The 14,469-nt window shown below is 73.6% G+C and carries 13 protein-coding genes; 7 read left to right on the top strand and 6 right to left on the bottom strand.

The genetic code is table 11. The features are described from left to right. The first annotated feature begins 213 nt into the window (after nucleotides 1-213). The 6 genes from MXD60_RS02950 to MXD60_RS02925 all read left to right on the top strand — a co-directional run bounded on the left by MXD60_RS02950 (nucleotide 214) and on the right by MXD60_RS02925 (nucleotide 6,758). Nucleotides 214-1,425, top strand: a complete 1,212-nt coding sequence (locus MXD60_RS02950) for an LLM class flavin-dependent oxidoreductase (RefSeq protein ID WP_248817371.1) — start codon at nucleotides 214-216, stop codon at nucleotides 1,423-1,425. Beyond that, complete coding sequence (locus MXD60_RS02945) at nucleotides 1,422-2,195, top strand: creatininase family protein (protein ID WP_248817370.1); 774 nt, start codon at nucleotides 1,422-1,424, stop codon at nucleotides 2,193-2,195. Before MXD60_RS02950 ends, MXD60_RS02945 begins: the two co-directional genes overlap by 4 nt. Nucleotides 2,196-2,353: 158 nt before the next feature. After that, the gene (locus MXD60_RS02940) at nucleotides 2,354-3,958 is read left to right on the top strand and encodes a phytoene desaturase family protein (protein ID WP_248817369.1); all 1,605 of its coding nucleotides are present in this window, start codon (nucleotides 2,354-2,356) and stop codon (nucleotides 3,956-3,958) included. A 95-nt stretch (nucleotides 3,959-4,053) separates the two neighbouring features. Then, nucleotides 4,054-5,013, top strand: coding sequence for a LysR family transcriptional regulator (locus tag MXD60_RS02935; RefSeq protein ID WP_248817368.1), 960 nt, complete (start codon nucleotides 4,054-4,056; stop codon nucleotides 5,011-5,013). A gap of 124 nt (nucleotides 5,014-5,137) precedes the next feature. Then, nucleotides 5,138-5,320, top strand: coding sequence for a 4-oxalocrotonate tautomerase DmpI (dmpI, locus tag MXD60_RS02930; RefSeq protein ID WP_248817367.1), 183 nt, complete (start codon nucleotides 5,138-5,140; stop codon nucleotides 5,318-5,320). 181 nt (nucleotides 5,321-5,501) lie between these two features. Beyond that, on the top strand, nucleotides 5,502-6,758 hold the full coding sequence (locus MXD60_RS02925) for an MFS transporter (RefSeq protein WP_248817366.1): 1,257 nt from the start codon (nucleotides 5,502-5,504) through the stop codon (nucleotides 6,756-6,758). On the opposite strand, the gene MXD60_RS02920 is transcribed toward MXD60_RS02925, so the two are convergent. Beyond that, nucleotides 6,735-7,922, bottom strand: a complete 1,188-nt coding sequence (locus tag MXD60_RS02920) for an FG-GAP repeat domain-containing protein (RefSeq protein WP_248817365.1) — start codon at nucleotides 7,920-7,922, stop codon at nucleotides 6,735-6,737. The two genes, MXD60_RS02925 and MXD60_RS02920, sit on opposite strands and share 24 nt — an antisense overlap. Nucleotides 7,923-8,157: 235 nt before the next feature. On the opposite strand from MXD60_RS02920, the gene coaD reads away from it, so the two are divergent. Beyond that, nucleotides 8,158-8,646 carry a pantetheine-phosphate adenylyltransferase gene (coaD, locus tag MXD60_RS02915; RefSeq protein ID WP_248817364.1) on the top strand — a complete coding sequence of 163 codons (489 nt, stop codon included), beginning with the start codon at nucleotides 8,158-8,160 and terminating at the stop codon, nucleotides 8,644-8,646. A gap of 12 nt (nucleotides 8,647-8,658) precedes the next feature. On the opposite strand, the gene MXD60_RS02910 is transcribed toward coaD, so the two are convergent. From MXD60_RS02910 to MXD60_RS02890, 5 genes are all read right to left on the bottom strand, one after another. Then, nucleotides 8,659-9,969, bottom strand: a complete 1,311-nt coding sequence (locus MXD60_RS02910) for an FAD-binding oxidoreductase (protein WP_248817363.1) — start codon at nucleotides 9,967-9,969, stop codon at nucleotides 8,659-8,661. 81 nt (nucleotides 9,970-10,050) lie between these two features. Next, the gene (locus MXD60_RS02905; protein WP_248817362.1) at nucleotides 10,051-11,256 is read right to left on the bottom strand and encodes an ABC transporter substrate-binding protein; all 1,206 of its coding nucleotides are present in this window, start codon (nucleotides 11,254-11,256) and stop codon (nucleotides 10,051-10,053) included. An 89-nt stretch (nucleotides 11,257-11,345) separates the two neighbouring features. Beyond that, the gene (locus MXD60_RS02900) at nucleotides 11,346-12,338 is read right to left on the bottom strand and encodes an ABC transporter permease (RefSeq protein WP_248817361.1); all 993 of its coding nucleotides are present in this window, start codon (nucleotides 12,336-12,338) and stop codon (nucleotides 11,346-11,348) included. Beyond that, nucleotides 12,335-13,132: an ABC transporter ATP-binding protein gene (locus tag MXD60_RS02895; protein ID WP_248817360.1), complete on the bottom strand. Its 798-nt coding sequence runs from the start codon at nucleotides 13,130-13,132 to the stop codon at nucleotides 12,335-12,337. The genes MXD60_RS02900 and MXD60_RS02895 overlap by 4 nt, the downstream gene beginning before the upstream one ends. Continuing rightward, a complete protein-coding gene (locus MXD60_RS02890) occupies nucleotides 13,129-14,439 on the bottom strand; it encodes an amidohydrolase family protein (RefSeq protein WP_248817359.1) in 1,311 nt (436 codons plus the stop codon). The genes MXD60_RS02895 and MXD60_RS02890 overlap by 4 nt, the downstream gene beginning before the upstream one ends. Nucleotides 14,440-14,469: the final 30 nt, after the last annotated feature.

Raw genomic sequence — 14,469 nt, 5'->3', positions numbered from 1 at the left:
ATGACGCCCAGATCGCGGGCGATGTCGGCCTGGGAGACGCCCTGGTCGACGAGGCCCTGCATCAGCTCGCGCCGCTCGACGGCGAACCGCTGAGCCAGGCGCCCGTGGGGGACGGCTGAGGACGGGGAGGTTTTGCTTGGGCGAAATGCCGACCTGACGGGTCTGACATGCGTCAACGCGACGATGTTGATCCCATCAGCACTCGGAGGCGGCGTGCGGATCGGCGTGTTCCTGTTCGGCGGGGTCGAGATGGCCGACGCCGGGCCCGGCGGAACCGAGCCCACCGAGCGCCGCTACGACCAGGCGGCGATCGAGCACGCCCACCGTGAGCTGCTGGCCTGCGGCGAACTCGCCGAACGGCTCGGCTACGACAGCTACTGGCTGACCGAACACCACTTTCAGCACGAGGGCTACGAGGTCGTCCCGAACGGGCTGCTGTTCGGCGCCTTCCTCGCCGCCCGCACCAGCCGGATCCGGATCGGGACGATGTTCAACGTGGTCGGCCAGTGGCATCCGCTGCGCCTCGCGGAGGACTTCGCGCTGCTGCACAACCTCTCCGGCGGCCGGGGCATCCTCGGTGTCGGCCGCGGCACGGTGCCCCGCGAGATCCTGCCGCTGACCGCGGGCGCGGTGTCGGTCGGCTCGTACGACAACCCGGCCGCAGCCGCCGCCGACGCGCTCAACCGCGAGATCACCGAGGAGAGCCTCGACGTCCTGCACACCGCGCTGACGAACGAGCGGTTCCGGTACACGGGCACGCACTTCCGGCTGCCGCCGCCGGGCATCCCCGACCGCGGCGGCGAGGTCGAGGAACTCACCCTCGTGCCCCGTCCGCGCTATCCGTACGACACCTGGCAGGCCGTCACCAGCCCGCCGACGCTGCGCGCGGTCCCGACCCGCGGCCTCGGCGGAGTGTTCTGGCTGAAGGAACGCCGCCGCCTCGCCGCTGACTGGCACGCCTTCGCGGACACCTACGAGCAGGTCCACGGCCGGGCGCTGGCCCGCGGGGAACGGCGGATGCTCGTCCTCAACGTCGCCGTCGCCGACACCCGCGCCGAGGCGATGGCGACCGTGCGCGCCGGCCATGACGAGTTCTGGCGGTTCCTCGCCCCCTACGGCTGGGGCCGTGGCTACCTCGGCCCCGACGGCCGCCCCGCCGACGGCGACTTCGTCCCCACCCTGGAGGACTCGATGGCGCAGGGCCCGTGGGCGGTCGGCACCCCCGCCGACGTCGCCGCCCACATCGCCGAACTCGACGAACTGCTCGGCCTCGGCGATCTGGTGATCTTCCCGGCGATGCCCGGCGACCCCTACGCCCGCGCCCAGGAGCAGCTGCGCCGCTTCGCCCGCGACGTCATCCCGCTGCTGCCTGCCGGCGTCGGCGCCGACGTCATGACCGCCCCCGCGGGGAGCGGCCCGCGATGAGCCGTGTCTTCGCCGACCTGCGCGCGCCGCAGGCCGCGGACCTGTCCCCGGACGCGGTCGCCGTGCTCCCGATCGGCTCGATCGAGCAGCACGGCCCGCATCTGCCGCTGTCGACCGACCTCGTCGTCGCCGAATCCCTCGCCCACGACGCCGTCGAGACCTACGGCGACGCCCACGACCTGTGGCTGCTGCCGCCGCTGGCCTACTCGAAGTCCAACGAGCACGCCTGGTCGGCGGGGACGCTCTGGCTGTCCGCGACGACGCTGCTCGCCGTCCTCGACGACGTGGCCCGCTGCCTGGCGACCACGCCGGTGCGCCGGCTGGTGTTCCTCAACGGCCACGGCGGCAACAGCGCGCTGCTGCAGGTCGCGGCCCGCGACGTCCGCCTCGCCCACGGGCTGCGCACGTTCGTCATGCATCCATCGCTGCCGGCCGACCACGGCGGCACCTCACCCGCCGCCGAACTCGGCATGGGCATCCACGCCGGGATCGACGAGACGTCACTGCTGCTGCACCTGCGGCCCGGGCTGGTCCGCCTCGACCTCGGCGTGCGCAGCGTCCCCGAGCAGCTCACCGGCTACGAGCGGGTGCGTTTCGGCGGCGCGGTGTCCTTCGGCTGGCTCTCCGACGACTTCGGCACCGACGGCACGATCGGTGATCCCACCAGCGCGACCGCCGAGCGCGGCCGGAACCTGTACGAGGCGATGGTGACGGCGGCGGGCCAGTCCCTCGCCGAGATCGCCCGCTTCGATCCCCGCCCCTCCCGATGACGCCGGGTCGGGTCGCCGCCGGCTGGAACCGCTCCGCGCGCGGTCGCGGTCCCCTGCTCGGCATCGGGCGGGTCCCCGCCGTGGATCGGCCCGTCACGATGGGGGCCGGAGATAGGGGGGCCGGCGGGGCGGAGGCCGGCGGGGCGGAGGCCGCCACCGTGGGGGCCGGTGCCGGGTGGGACGGCTGGGGTGACCTGCCGGCGCGGGCCGACGTGATCGTCGTCGGTGCTGGTCACAACGGGCTGGCCTGCGCGGCCTACCTGGCCCGTGCGGGCCGGTCGGTCGTCGTGGTGGAGGCCCGGGACACCGTCGGCGGCTGCGCGTCGACGGTCGACGCGATCGGCGCCCGGGTGAACATCTGCAACTGCGACCACACGATGATCCTCGCCAGTGGGATCGTCGACGAGCTGGAACTCGGCGCCTACGGTCTGCGCTACCTCGACGTCGACCCGATGGGCATCGCGATCGGCTGGGGCGACGAGCCGGCGTTCGTCCAGTGGCGCAGCACCGAACGGACCATCGACGGCCTGGCCCGAACCGACCCCGCGGTCGCCGCCGCCTATCGGCGCTACCTCGACGTCGCGCTGCCCGCCGCCCGACTGGTCCAGGCGATCCAGAGTGCCCGGCCGAGCGCCGTGGCGATCGCCTCCCGCGCCGCCCGCCACCGGTTGCAGGGCGCCGCCACCGTGCTCGGCTGGGCCCGGCGCAGCCTGCTCGACGTGCTCGGCTCCTTCGGCCTGCCACCCTGGCTGGTCGCCGCCGCCTGCACGAACGGACCGGCCGTGTGGGGACTCGGCCCGGACGCGCCGGGCAGCGGCCTCGGCGCGCTGGGCTTCGCCATGCGCCACCTCATCGGCGTCGGCCGCCCGGTCGGGGGTAGCGGCGCGCTGCCGGCGGCGCTCGCCGCCTGCGTACGTGATCACGGCGGTGTGCTGGTCACCGGCGCGCCCGTCGCGGGCGTGAAGGTCCGCGACGGCCACGCGGTCGGGGTGCGCCTCGCCGACGGCCGCCACCTCGCCGCCCCCACCGTCGTCACCGCCACCGATCCGCGCGCGGTGCTGGTCGACTGGCTCGACGGCGTTCCCGCCGCCGCCCGCCTGCACGCCCGCTGGGCCGCCGCGCCGCCCGTCGACGGCTACGAGTCCAAGCTCGACGCGGTCGTCACCGGCATCCCGCGGCTGCGCGCGATCGACGCGATTCCCGCCGACGTGCTGCCGGCGCCGGCTCGGCACACTCCGACGATCGCCATCAGCCCCACCCCCGCCGAACAGGTCACCGCCGTCGCGGCGCGGCACGGCGGGCAGGTCAGCGACCCACCGATGTTCCTGCTGAACACCCCGTCCGCGCTCGACCCGTCGCTGCGCCCCGGCGGCGACGCGCACCTGCTCAGCCTGGAGGTGCTGTGGACCCCGTACGCCCTACCCGGCGGCTGGGCCGATCCGACCAGGGCCTGGTCCTGGCTGCGTCGCCTCGGCTCCCTCGGTGACCCGGGCGCGCTGCTCGCCTCCGTGCGCGACTGGCGGGTGATGACCCCACCGGACTACGAACGCGACTTCACCATGCCCCGCGGCTACGCCCCGTCGTTCCCCGGCGGCGTCGTCGCCGCGCTGCTCGGCCGCCAGCGCGAACTCAGCCGTTACCGCACCCCCGTCACCGGCCTCTACCTCACCGGCGCCGGCACCTTCCCCGGCGCCGGCGTCTGGGGCGCCAGCGGCCGCAACACCGCCGACGTCATCCTCGCCGCCCGCCGGCCGACCCGCTGAGATCCGGCTCTCTCGACCGTTCGGACTCCCACCGCGCCCGATACGGTGATCACCGCTCCTGGTTGCCCGGATACCCCGGTGCGGTCCGGATGGCCATGCGCCGCCCGGTGCTCCCGCTGGTGGCGGCGCAGGGGCGGAGTCTGGGAGGGACCCGGGTCGTGGAGCTGCGCCAGTTGCGGTACTTCGTCGCGATCGCCGAGGCCGGGCACTTCGGGCGGGCCGCCGAACGGCTGAACATCGGCCAGCCCGCCGTCAGCCAGCAGATCCGCCGGCTGGAACGGGAGCTGGGCATCGACCTGTTCGACCGGTCCCCGCGTCACGTGCGGCTCACCTCCGCCGGCGAGGAGTTCCTGCGCGAGGCGCGCGCCGTGCTCACCGCCGAGAGCCGGGTACTCGCCGTCGCGTCCCGGCTCGCCGGCGAGTACACCGGGACGCTGCGCCTTGGCACGAGCCGGGGCCTGGGCGAACGCCTGGACGCGGTGCTCGAACAGCTCGCGCGGCGCGCCCCGCACGTCGAGGTCGAGCTGATCGGAGAACCCACCCGCCAGCGCCTCGACCGCGTCGCGGCCGGCACGCTGGACGCCACCTTCGTCCGCGGCACCGCCGCCGGCCCGGCGCTGCGGGCCGTCCCGGTGTGGCGGGACCAGCTGGTCGTCGCGCTGCCGGCCCGCCACGAGCTGGGCTCCGGGACGGACGTCGCCCTGCGCGATCTCGCCGGTCTGCCACTACGGCTGGTCGCCCGCCGGCACAATCCCGTCCTCGTCGATCTGGTCATCCATGCCTGCGCCGACGCCGGCTTCCAACCGACGCCGGACGAGGCGACGGGCTCCCTGGAGGACACCCTCGCGGCGATCGGTTCGGGCCGGCCGATGTGGACCGTGCTTTACGCGGCGCACGCGGACCGGCTGCACGCACCGCGGGTGGCGTTCCGTCCGCTGCGCGGCCGTCCGCTGTCGGTCACCACGGCGGTGTGTGTGCGGGCCGCGGTGCCGACGCCGTACCTGCCGCTGCTCCTCGACGCCTGCGCGGCGGCGGCTGGCCATCACGATTCGTGATGGTGGCGATGGCGGAACGCGCGTTGGTGCGGTGACCGCGCCGGGATGGACTGGACCCTGTCGGCGGGGCCGGTGGCCCGGGCCGACGACAGTCCCCGTCCCACCCCCAGACCGGAGGTCCGCCATGCCGATCGTGACCGTTCAGCAGAGCCCGCGCACCGTCGAGCTCAAGCGCGCGCTGGTCCAGCGCATCACGGACGCGTTCGTCGACGCCTACCAGATCCCGGCGGAGACGGTCCAGGTGTGGATCCAGGAGGTCCCCACCGACAGCTGGGCCAATGCCGGCAAGCTGGTCGCCGACGCCTGAGCCGGCCGCGCCGGACCAGGCCGGCCGGGGTCGGCGCGACCGGTCCCGGCCGGTTGGTGATTCGCCACAACGGCAGCCGGTGCGCCCCACCCTGAGCTATCGTCCCAATCAGAGAGACAGTCGTCTCAAATTATGAGACGGCTGTGCTGGATGGGTTGCGCGGGGAGAGGCGGTGGCGCCGGTGCGGCGATCGGGAGAGCCAGCGGACGGTGCCGGGAACCTGCGGTGGCTGATGCTCGCGCTCGGCACCGGGGCGCAGACCGCCGCCTGTGTGTTCGTCTACGGGATCCCGTACCTTGTCCCGCAGCTGCGGGCGGCGGACAGGCTGACCCTTGCCGAGGCCGGGATCGTCGTCGCCTGCCCCACGGTCGGGCTGGTCCTCGCCCTGATCGGGTGGGGCGCGCTCGCGGACCGCTACGGCGAGCGGGTCGTGCTCGGCAGCGGGCTGCTCGGCTCGGCGGTGCTGCTGGCCGCCGCGCGGGCCACCCACGGCGCGCCCGCGCTGGGCGCGGTGTTCGTGCTGGCCGGCGCGGCCGGCGCGTCGGTCTTCGCGGCGAGCGGGCGGGTCGTGATGGGCTGGTTCTCCCAGCGGGAACGGGGCCTGGCCATGGGCATCCGGCAGATCTCCACCCCGCTGGGCATGGGCATCGCGGCGCTGCTGGTCCCGCCGTTGGCCGAGCGGCTGGGCGCCCGCCTCACCGTGCAGGTCATCGCCGTGCTGATGGGCGCGGTCGCCGTCTGCGTGATCCTGTTCGTCGTCGACCCACCGCGCCCGCCGGCCGCCGCCGGCGCCGGCCGGGCCGCCTCGCCCTACCGGTCCGCCGGCCTGTGGCGGGTGCACGGCGCGAGCGCGCTGCTCGTCTGGCCGCAGTGCACCATCAGCGCCTTCGGCCTGGTGTTCCTCGTGGACGTCCGGCACTGGGACGTCACCACCGCCGGGCAGGTCATGGCGGCCGGGCAGGCGCTCGGCGCGGCGGGGCGCATCACCGCCGGCGTCTGGTCGGACCATCTCGGCAGCCGGCTGCGGCCGATGCGGATGCTGGCCGCCGCCAACGGGGTGCTGCTCGCCGTCCTCGGCGGCGCCGCGCTGTGGCCGTCGTGGCCGTGCGATGTCCTGCTCGTCGTCGCCTGCGGCCTGACCGCGAGCACCAACGGTCTGTCGTTCACCGCCACGGCGGAGCTGGCCGGCCCGAGCTGGGCGGGCCGCGCGCTCGGCGCCCAGAACACCGGGCAGAACGTGACGGCGTCGCTGACTCCGCCGGTCGTCGGCTGGCTCATCGGCGCCGCCGACTACCCGGCGGGCTTCTTCCTGGCCGCCGCCCTGGCCGCGGTGGCCATCCTCATCGTCCCGGTGGCCGCGACGCCCCGCGCCACCGCCGAGACCGTCGAGACCGGTGCCCCGTCCTCGACGAGGTCAGCCGCAGCCGCCCGCAGCTGATCCGCCTCCCGCGCCCGTGCCGGCGAGCACCGACACGGTGGTGCCGCGCCCGTTGGCGACGGCCATGTCCACCAGACCCCGGCCGGTCAGATCGCCCTCGGCGAGCGAGGCCGGCCCCGGGCCGGCGAGGTAGACCAGCTGCGGGCCGAACGTGCCGTCGCCGCGGCCGGGCAGGACGGACACGGAGGCGTTCCCGGCATTCGGCACCGCCAGGTCGTTGACGTCGTCGCCGGTCACGTCCCCGATGGTGATCGACGAGGGCCCCGGCCCGGCGAGGTAGGTCCGCGGGGCCCCCAGCCCGCCGTTGCCCGTCGCCGGGAGCACGGACACGGTCGCGTTCCCGGAGTTCGTGACCGCGAGGTCGTCGACGCCGTCACCGGTGAGGTCACCGATGTCCAGCGAGGACGGGCCGGGCCCGGTCAGGTAGGGCCGGCCGACCCCGAACGTGCCGTCGCCGTTGCCCGGCAACACCACCACCGTGGCGTTCCCGGCGTCGGTGACGGCCAGGTCCGGCACGTCGTCACCGGTCAGATCACCCACGGCCACCGACGACGGGCTCGGCCCGACCGGCGTGAACCGCGGCGGCGCGAAACCGCCGTGGCCGTTGCCCACGAGGACCGCCGCCGTGCCGTCGAACTGGTCGGTGACGACGATGTCCGTGACCCCGTCGCCGGTGACATCCGCGATCGCCACCGCCGACGGGCCCGAGCCGACCGGCAGGACCAGCGGCGGGCGGAACGTGCCGTCCCCGTTGCCGAACAGCACCGTCGCCGACGCGTTGAACTGGTTCGACACCGCCAGGTCGGGCACGTCGTCGCCGTTGAGGTCGCCGATGTCCAGCCCGGTCGGCCCGGGCCCGACCGGGTAGATCCGCGGCGCCGAGAACGTCCCGTCGCCGGTGGCCAGCAGCACCGAGGCCGTGCCGTCGCCGGCGTTGACCGTGACGATGTCGCTGCGCCCGTCGCCGCGCAGGTCACCGACGGACACCGACGTCGGGCCGTGCCCGGAGAGGTAGTCGGCGGCCGGCGCGAACAGCCCCGCCTGCGCGCCCGCCCCCGCCGGCTCGGGGACGGCGACGAGCATCGAACCCGCCATCGAGACCGCCGCGACCATCAGGTGTGTCCGGCGCCCGCCGGCGAGATGTCCAGGCTCCCGGCCGCCCATCTGGTGGCACTCCCGTCCGGCTCGTGATGGCCCGTTCGTGCCGCCGCCTCGGCGAGCACCCGCGAACCCGCGGCCCCTTCGGGCCCGGAGTCGGTCCTGATGGTGACCCGACCGCGCCCCTGACCGGCGCAGCAACACTCCGAAGCGTGAGTGAAAAGTGGCGCCGCGTGCCCGACGCCGTGTCACGATGTGATCTTTCTGGCGGTCGTGGTTGATCCGTGGAGGTGGTGGAAGGGTGCGTCGAGCAGTCTGTCCGGGATCGTTCGACCCGGTCACCGTCGGGCACGTCGACATCATCGAACGAGCCGCGGCCCTCACCGCCGAGCTCGTCGTGACGGTGCTGCCGAACGTCTCGAAACGCTGCCTGTTCGAGGTCGACGAGCGGGTGGCCATGCTGATGTCGACCACCGCGCACCTGGCGAACGTCCGCGTCGCCACCTTCGACGGCCTGCTCGCCGACTTCTGCCTGCGCAACGGCATCACCGCGATCGTGCGCAGCCTGCGTTCCGTGAGCGACTTCGAGTACGAACTCCAGATCGCCCAGATGACCCGCCGTCTCTCCGAGGTGGAGACGCTGTTCATCGCGGCCCGGCCGGAGTACTCGTTCCTCAGCTCCAGCCTGGTCAAGGACGTCGCCAGCCGCGACGGCGACGTCAGCCGCCTCGTCGCGCCGCAGGTGTGGGACCGGCTGCGGGAGAAGTACCGCTCGCCCGCCTCCCGCTGATCCTCGCGGGGCTCAGGCGGGTGGCAGCTTGCCCGGATTGAGCAGGCCGTCGGGGTCGAAGCGGGCGGCGGCGGCGCGTACGGCGTCGAGGCGGCCGTGGTGCAGTTCCCAGGTGTGCGGGTCGTCGACGTGGACCTCGACGTCGGCGAGGCGGGCCATCCGGTCGTAGAGGTCGTCGGCGCCGTCGTAGCGCAGGAACAGCATGGCGACCCAGTCGCGGCCGTTCGCGGTGAGGAAGCCCTCCAGGTGGATGAGCGACTCCGGCGCCAGCGCCGCGACCTCGGCGCGCCGGCGGGTGAGGCCCGGCCCCATGCACTGCAGGTGGGTCAGTTCCGGGCGGACCTTGCGGACGCGGTAGGTGGTGTGGTTGTACGACAGCGACGCGATGTGCGCGGGACCCTTGGGGCGTACCGCGTCGACGCGGCCGCCGTGGCGGGCCACGACCGCGCTCGCCGCGTCGACACTGTCCTCGGTGACGATGCCGCGCACGCTCACCCGGTCCGCGGGCAGCGCCGGGTCCGCCGGGCGGTAGGTGGCGATGATCCCCGCCTCGTCCAGTGACAGCAGCCGCGGCGTCGGATCCAGGTCGAACAGTTCCTCACCTGCGGCGACGGCGCCGTGCAGGGTGGGGAACGACGCGTACAGCCCGGTCCAGCGCCGCGCCGGGCGCAGCGCCACCGTCGCCTCGGCGATCACGCCGGAGACCCCGAACGCGTGCGCCATCGCCGTGTTCTCCGGGAACGGCACCGCCACCGGCGTCGCGTCGTCCGTGCACGGCACGACGAGCAGGGAGCGCAGGTAGCCGTCCCAGATCGCGCCGTTCGCGATCGACCCGGTGCCGCCGGAGCCACCGGCGATGAATCCGGCGACGGTGCTGCCGACCGTGGACGGCAGGATCGCCAGCTCCTGCCCGGTGGCCGCGGCGGCCTTCTCCATCAGGACGAACGACGCGCCGGCCTCCGCGGTGAGCCAGCCGTCGGAGACGGACAGGATGCGGGTGGCCGCGGAGGTGTCGAGGACCAGGCCGCCGAACAGCGGGATGCCCTGGCCGTAGTTGCCGGTGCCCTGGCCGCGCACGGTCACCGGGATGCGGTGGCGGTGGGCCGCGCCGACGGCCGCCGCGATCCCGGCCGCGTCGGGTGGGCGGACCACCACGTCGGCGACGCCGCCGGGTAGCAGCGGCGCGAGGACCGGACTCATGTGCGCCCAGTCCGTCGACGCCGACAGCAGGGTCGAGGAATCGCGGTGCACCGCGTCCGCGCCGACAAGCGCGGAGAGTTCCGCGGCGAGGGCGTCGAGCGCGGCCGGGTCGAGCGGGGTCACGGTGGGCAGCGTCGCGCGGCCTGGCCGCCCCGCGAGGCCGCGAGGGTGGAGTCCGACATCTCCGTCAGCTATCCGTCCTGATCACGAACCCAGCCCGATCTTCGCGTCCAGCAAGCTGCCGTCGACGAGGTCCGACGGCTTCAGTCCGGCCTGGATCGGCTTGTTCTGCTGCTGGTAGATCGGACCCAGAATATCGATGAGCTTCTGCAGGCGCGTGTCATCGAAGTCACCGAGGGTGCTGTTCGCACCGTTACCGACAATGCCCAGCGACTTCATCGTGGACACGGCGTAGTTCGCGACGCCCTCGCTGTAGACCCAGCCGTTGTCGTACTTGTCGACGAGGTTCAGGATCAGCTTGTTCGTCGCCGCCGGGTTACCCACGAAGTCGACGACACCCTGCTGCATGATGGGAATCAGCTTCGTCAGGCAGGGCTTGAGGGCGGCGAGCCTGTCCTTGCGAACGCCGATCGCCTGCTGGTAGAAGTTGAAGCCGGCGTCCGCGATGAGCTGGTACTTCATCGGCTTGTCCCACGACCGGACCTCATGCGCGTAGGTGTAGGGCTCCGAGGTGGCGAAACCCTGCACGGCGACGTCGCCGCCGGAGGCGACGAAGTTCGTCGGCGTCCCGTCGTAGCTGCCGTCGATCTGGCTGGCCCTGAGAATGCCCGATCCGGTGAAGTAGTCCATGTACGCGGCGCCCTGGAAGTACAGGACCTTGGTGTTCGTCTTCCCGATGTCCGCGATCGCCTTCCAGTCCGGGTGCTTCTCCGGCGACCACTGGATGATCTGCGGGCTCTTCTCCAGGCCGGCGAGCAGCGCCACCGTCGGCTGGGTCTTCGACAGTGCGATCTGCTCGTCCGTGCTGACATAGCCCAGCGTGATGTTGGAATCCTTGTAGAGCTGCGACGTCACGGTCTGGAAGCCGACCGCCGGGCCGCCGGCGCGGATCTCCAGCTTCACCCCGGTGTCGACGCCGCCGTGCGCGACCAGCTCGCTGGTGACCGACTTCGCCCCCGAATTGATCTTGGGGTTGGGACCGAGAAGCTGGTACTGGCCGCCGTGCTCGGACTCCGGGTTCCAGTCCGTCTGCAGCACGACCGTCGACGGGCAGCCAGCGGCCTTCAGGTCGTACTGGGCGGGCACAGCGCCGCCGGCCGCGGAGGGCGCGGCGGCGCTGGACGTCCCGTCGCTGCCACTGCTGCCGCAGGCCGCGGCGGTGAGGGCGAGCGCGGTGGCGGTCGCCGTCAGCGCGACAAGCCGCGCGGGACGTCGCCGAAATGTGCTCAAGTGAGGTCTCCCCCTGGATCTACTGGCCCACGTGGGCCAGAACGTGAACAGCCCGAGCGGGCCCGGATGGGGTGGTGTCGCGGGACGGGTCAGCCGCGCTTCGGCTGGTACCAGCGGCCGACGACGCGGCGTGCGAGCCAACCGAAGAAGACGAAGACCGCGATGCCGAGCAGGCTCGCGGTGAGCGTGGTCGCCCACAGGCGCTCGCCCTCCAACCGGGAGGTGAACACCGACATGTTCGTGCCGAGCCCCGGATCGCCCTGTTTGAAGGCGAACTCCCCGACGATCGCGCCGATCACCGCCAGCCCCGCCGCGTTGCGGAACCCGGTGAACATCGACGGCAGCGCCGCCGGGATCTGCAGCTTCCACAGCCGGGTGAGGCGCCCGGTGTGGTGCAGGGTGAACAGCTCGTGCATGCCCCGGTCGACGGACTGCAGCCCGAACAGCGTGTTCGACACGATCGGGAAGAACGCGATGATGACGCAGACGATGATCCGGCTCGTCAGCGCGAACCCGAAGAAGAAGCTCAGCACCGGCGTCAGCGCCAGGATCGGCACCGTCTGGACGACGACCGCCCACGGGTAGAGCGAGTTCTCGATCCACCTGGCCTGGCTCATGGCCACCGCGACGAGGACACCGATGACGATCGCGATGGCCAGCCCGGCGAAGGTCACCTCGCTGGTCAGCTTCAGCGCGCTCATCATCGACGAGAAGTTCTTCCCGTCGAGGAAACCGATCCGGACGACCTCGTGCGGCGGCGGCAGCATGAACCGCTGCTGCTGGTTGAGCATCCCCTCGGACACGGCGTACCACAGGCCGATGAACAGCCCGAACACCGCCGCGGGCAGCACAACCAGGCTGATCGGCCCGTTGCCGCTTCCGCTTCGGGACCGGCGGGCCCGGCCGGATCGGGTCGCCGAGCCCGACGCGTCCGGCGCACCCGCGCCCCGGGAGGCGGCGGCCACCGCGGCTGCCGACGCGGGCCCGGCAGCCCCGTCCTGCGAGCTGTCGGGTCGGGTGGCGTCGGGTCGGGAGGAGTCGGTTCCGGTGGTGTCGGTCGCGGCGGGCACCGGGGCGCTCATGCCTCGCTCCTGAGGTGTCCGGAGATCTCCCCGCACAGGGCGGCGAACTCGGGCCGGTAGCGCAGCTCCGGGGAGCGCGGATAGTCGAACGGCACGGCCAGGTCCGCCTTCACCCGCCCGGGCCGGCCACTCATCACCACCACCCGGGTGGACAGGAACACCGCCTCGGCCACCGAGTGGGTGATGAACAGCGCGGCGAAGCGGCGCAGCACGAACATCCGCAGCAGCTCGTCGTTGAGTCGTTCCCGGGTGATCTCGTCCAGGGCGCCGAACGGCTCGTCGAACAGGAAGATCGACGGGTCGAGCACCAGCGAGCGGGCGAGTGACGCGCGCATCCGCATGCCGCCGGAGAGCTCGTGCGGCAGGTGCTTCTCGAACCCGGTCAGCCCGACCAGGCCGATGGCCTCGCCGATCCGGCGGCTGCGCTCGGCCTTGTCCATGTGCTCCAGTTCCGCGAGCAGCCCCACGTTAGCGGCGACGTTGCGCCACGGCAGCAGCGTCGCGTCCTGGAAGACGTAGCCGACGTTGCGCGAGGCGACGTCCACCGTCCCGCCGGTGGCGTCGTCGAGGCCGCTGGCGATCCGCAGCAGCGTGCTCTTCCCACAGCCCGACGGCCCGACGACCGACACGAACTCGCCGGGGCGCACCGTCAGGTCGGTGTCGACGAGCGCGACCGTGCCGTCGCGGAACTGCTTGCGCACTCCGGCGAAGCGCAGCGCCGGCGCCGCGTTCGCACCGGCCGCCGCCGCGTCGCCGGTGCCGGCGGCGACGCCGGTCGTGTCTGTGATCGTCACGAGACTGCCTCCCTTTCGGGGTTCGCGTGCGCAGCAGGAACACCGTCGGCGCGGCGGGCGCCGCCGGTGGGTCGGGCGGGTGCCGCGGCGGGCGCGGCGAGCTCGCTGTGGACCCGGGTGCGGGCGACGATCCGCCCGGAGCGCCACACCGTGCGGGCGGCACCAGCGGCGGCGAGCGCCTCCAGGGCACTGCCGGCGGGCAGTGCCACCAGATCCGCCGGACTGCCCGGGGTCAGTGACACCGGTGGCAGCCCGAGCAGCGCGCGCGGCGCCGCGCTCACCGACGCCAGGGCCTCGTCCGGGCCGAGATGGCCGGCGGTGACCATCAGCGACGCCGTCTCCAGCGCGTCGCCGCGGCCGACCGGGTTGAACGGGTCCCGCAGGTTGTCCCCACCGGCGGCGACGACCGCCCCGGCGCGGCGCAGCGGCCCGATCGCGGTCAGCCCGCGCGGGGTGCCGACGGCGTGCGCGCGGCCCTGCAGGAACAGGTTCGTCTGCGGCAGCGTGACGATCCCGACCCCGGCGGCGGCGACCTGCTCGCTGACCCGGTCCTGCACGTTCGGCGGCTGCATCGACAGGCTCACGCAGTGGCTCGCCGCCGCCCCGTGCCGGAATCCGGTGCGCGTGACCAGGTCGGCGAGGGTGGCGAGGGTGAGCAGCCTCGGGTCGAGGGTCTCGTCGGTGTGCAGGTCCAGGGGAAGCCCGGCCTCCCCGGCGGCGTCGAGGCAGACGGCGACGGCCTGGTGCGGCTCTGGGTCGAGGTGCGGGCAGCCGCCGGCGACGTCGGCGCCCTCCGCCAGCGCCCGGCGCAGATCCCGGCCGGGCTGTCCGGACAGCGGGTTCGACACCAGCGCGACGAGCTGCAGCTCGACCAGCCCACGCCAGCGTTCCCGCACGTCGACCAGCGCTTCCAACGCCCGCATGCCCGACTGGACGCCGACGTTGACGTGCGTGCGGATGTGGGTGGTGCCCAGCGCCAGGTGGATGCGCAGCGCCGCCTCGGCGCGGGCGGCGAAGTCCGCCACCGTCGAGGCCGGCAGCAGCGTCTGGATGGCCTCGATGGCGCCGGCGAGGTCCCCGGTGACGTTGCGGGCCAGCGACGCGGTGAGCGCCTTGTCCAGATGCGCGTGCGGCTCGACGAACGACGCGAGCAGCACCTGCCCGGTCAGGTCGACGTCGTCCGGCCCGGTGCGCCCGGTGCGCCCGGCCTGGTCGGTCGACGGGACGACCTGGCGGATCATCCCGTCGGCGATCTCCACGTCGACGACGTCGCCGTCCGCCGTCGTGGCGCCGCGCAGCCAGCTCATGACCGCACCGCCCGCATCACAGCGCCGCTC

Origin of the sequence: Frankia sp. AgB32, from assembly GCF_023243045.1 — a bacterium.
In the GTDB taxonomy this organism is placed as follows: Bacteria; Actinomycetota; Actinomycetes; order Frankiales; family Frankiaceae; genus Frankia.
Note: the sequence above shows the minus strand (reverse complement) of the source record. Positions and strands in the feature narration are given on the sequence as shown.

What these genes read in the sequence shown, in the direction of transcription:
- MXD60_RS02920 (WP_248817365.1), bottom strand. Translation starts at nt 7,922, where the DNA reads ATGGGCGGCCGGGAGCCTGGACATCTCGCCGGCGGGCGCCGGACACAC.
- MXD60_RS02890 (WP_248817359.1), bottom strand. Translation starts at nt 14,439, where the DNA reads ATGAGCTGGCTGCGCGGCGCCACGACGGCGGACGGCGACGTCGTCGAC.
- MXD60_RS02935 (WP_248817368.1), top strand. Translation starts at nt 4,054, where the DNA reads ATGCGCCGCCCGGTGCTCCCGCTGGTGGCGGCGCAGGGGCGGAGTCTG.
- MXD60_RS02945 (WP_248817370.1), top strand. Translation starts at nt 1,422, where the DNA reads ATGAGCCGTGTCTTCGCCGACCTGCGCGCGCCGCAGGCCGCGGACCTG.
- dmpI (WP_248817367.1), top strand. Translation starts at nt 5,138, where the DNA reads ATGCCGATCGTGACCGTTCAGCAGAGCCCGCGCACCGTCGAGCTCAAG.
- MXD60_RS02900 (WP_248817361.1), bottom strand. Translation starts at nt 12,338, where the DNA reads ATGAGCGCCCCGGTGCCCGCCGCGACCGACACCACCGGAACCGACTCC.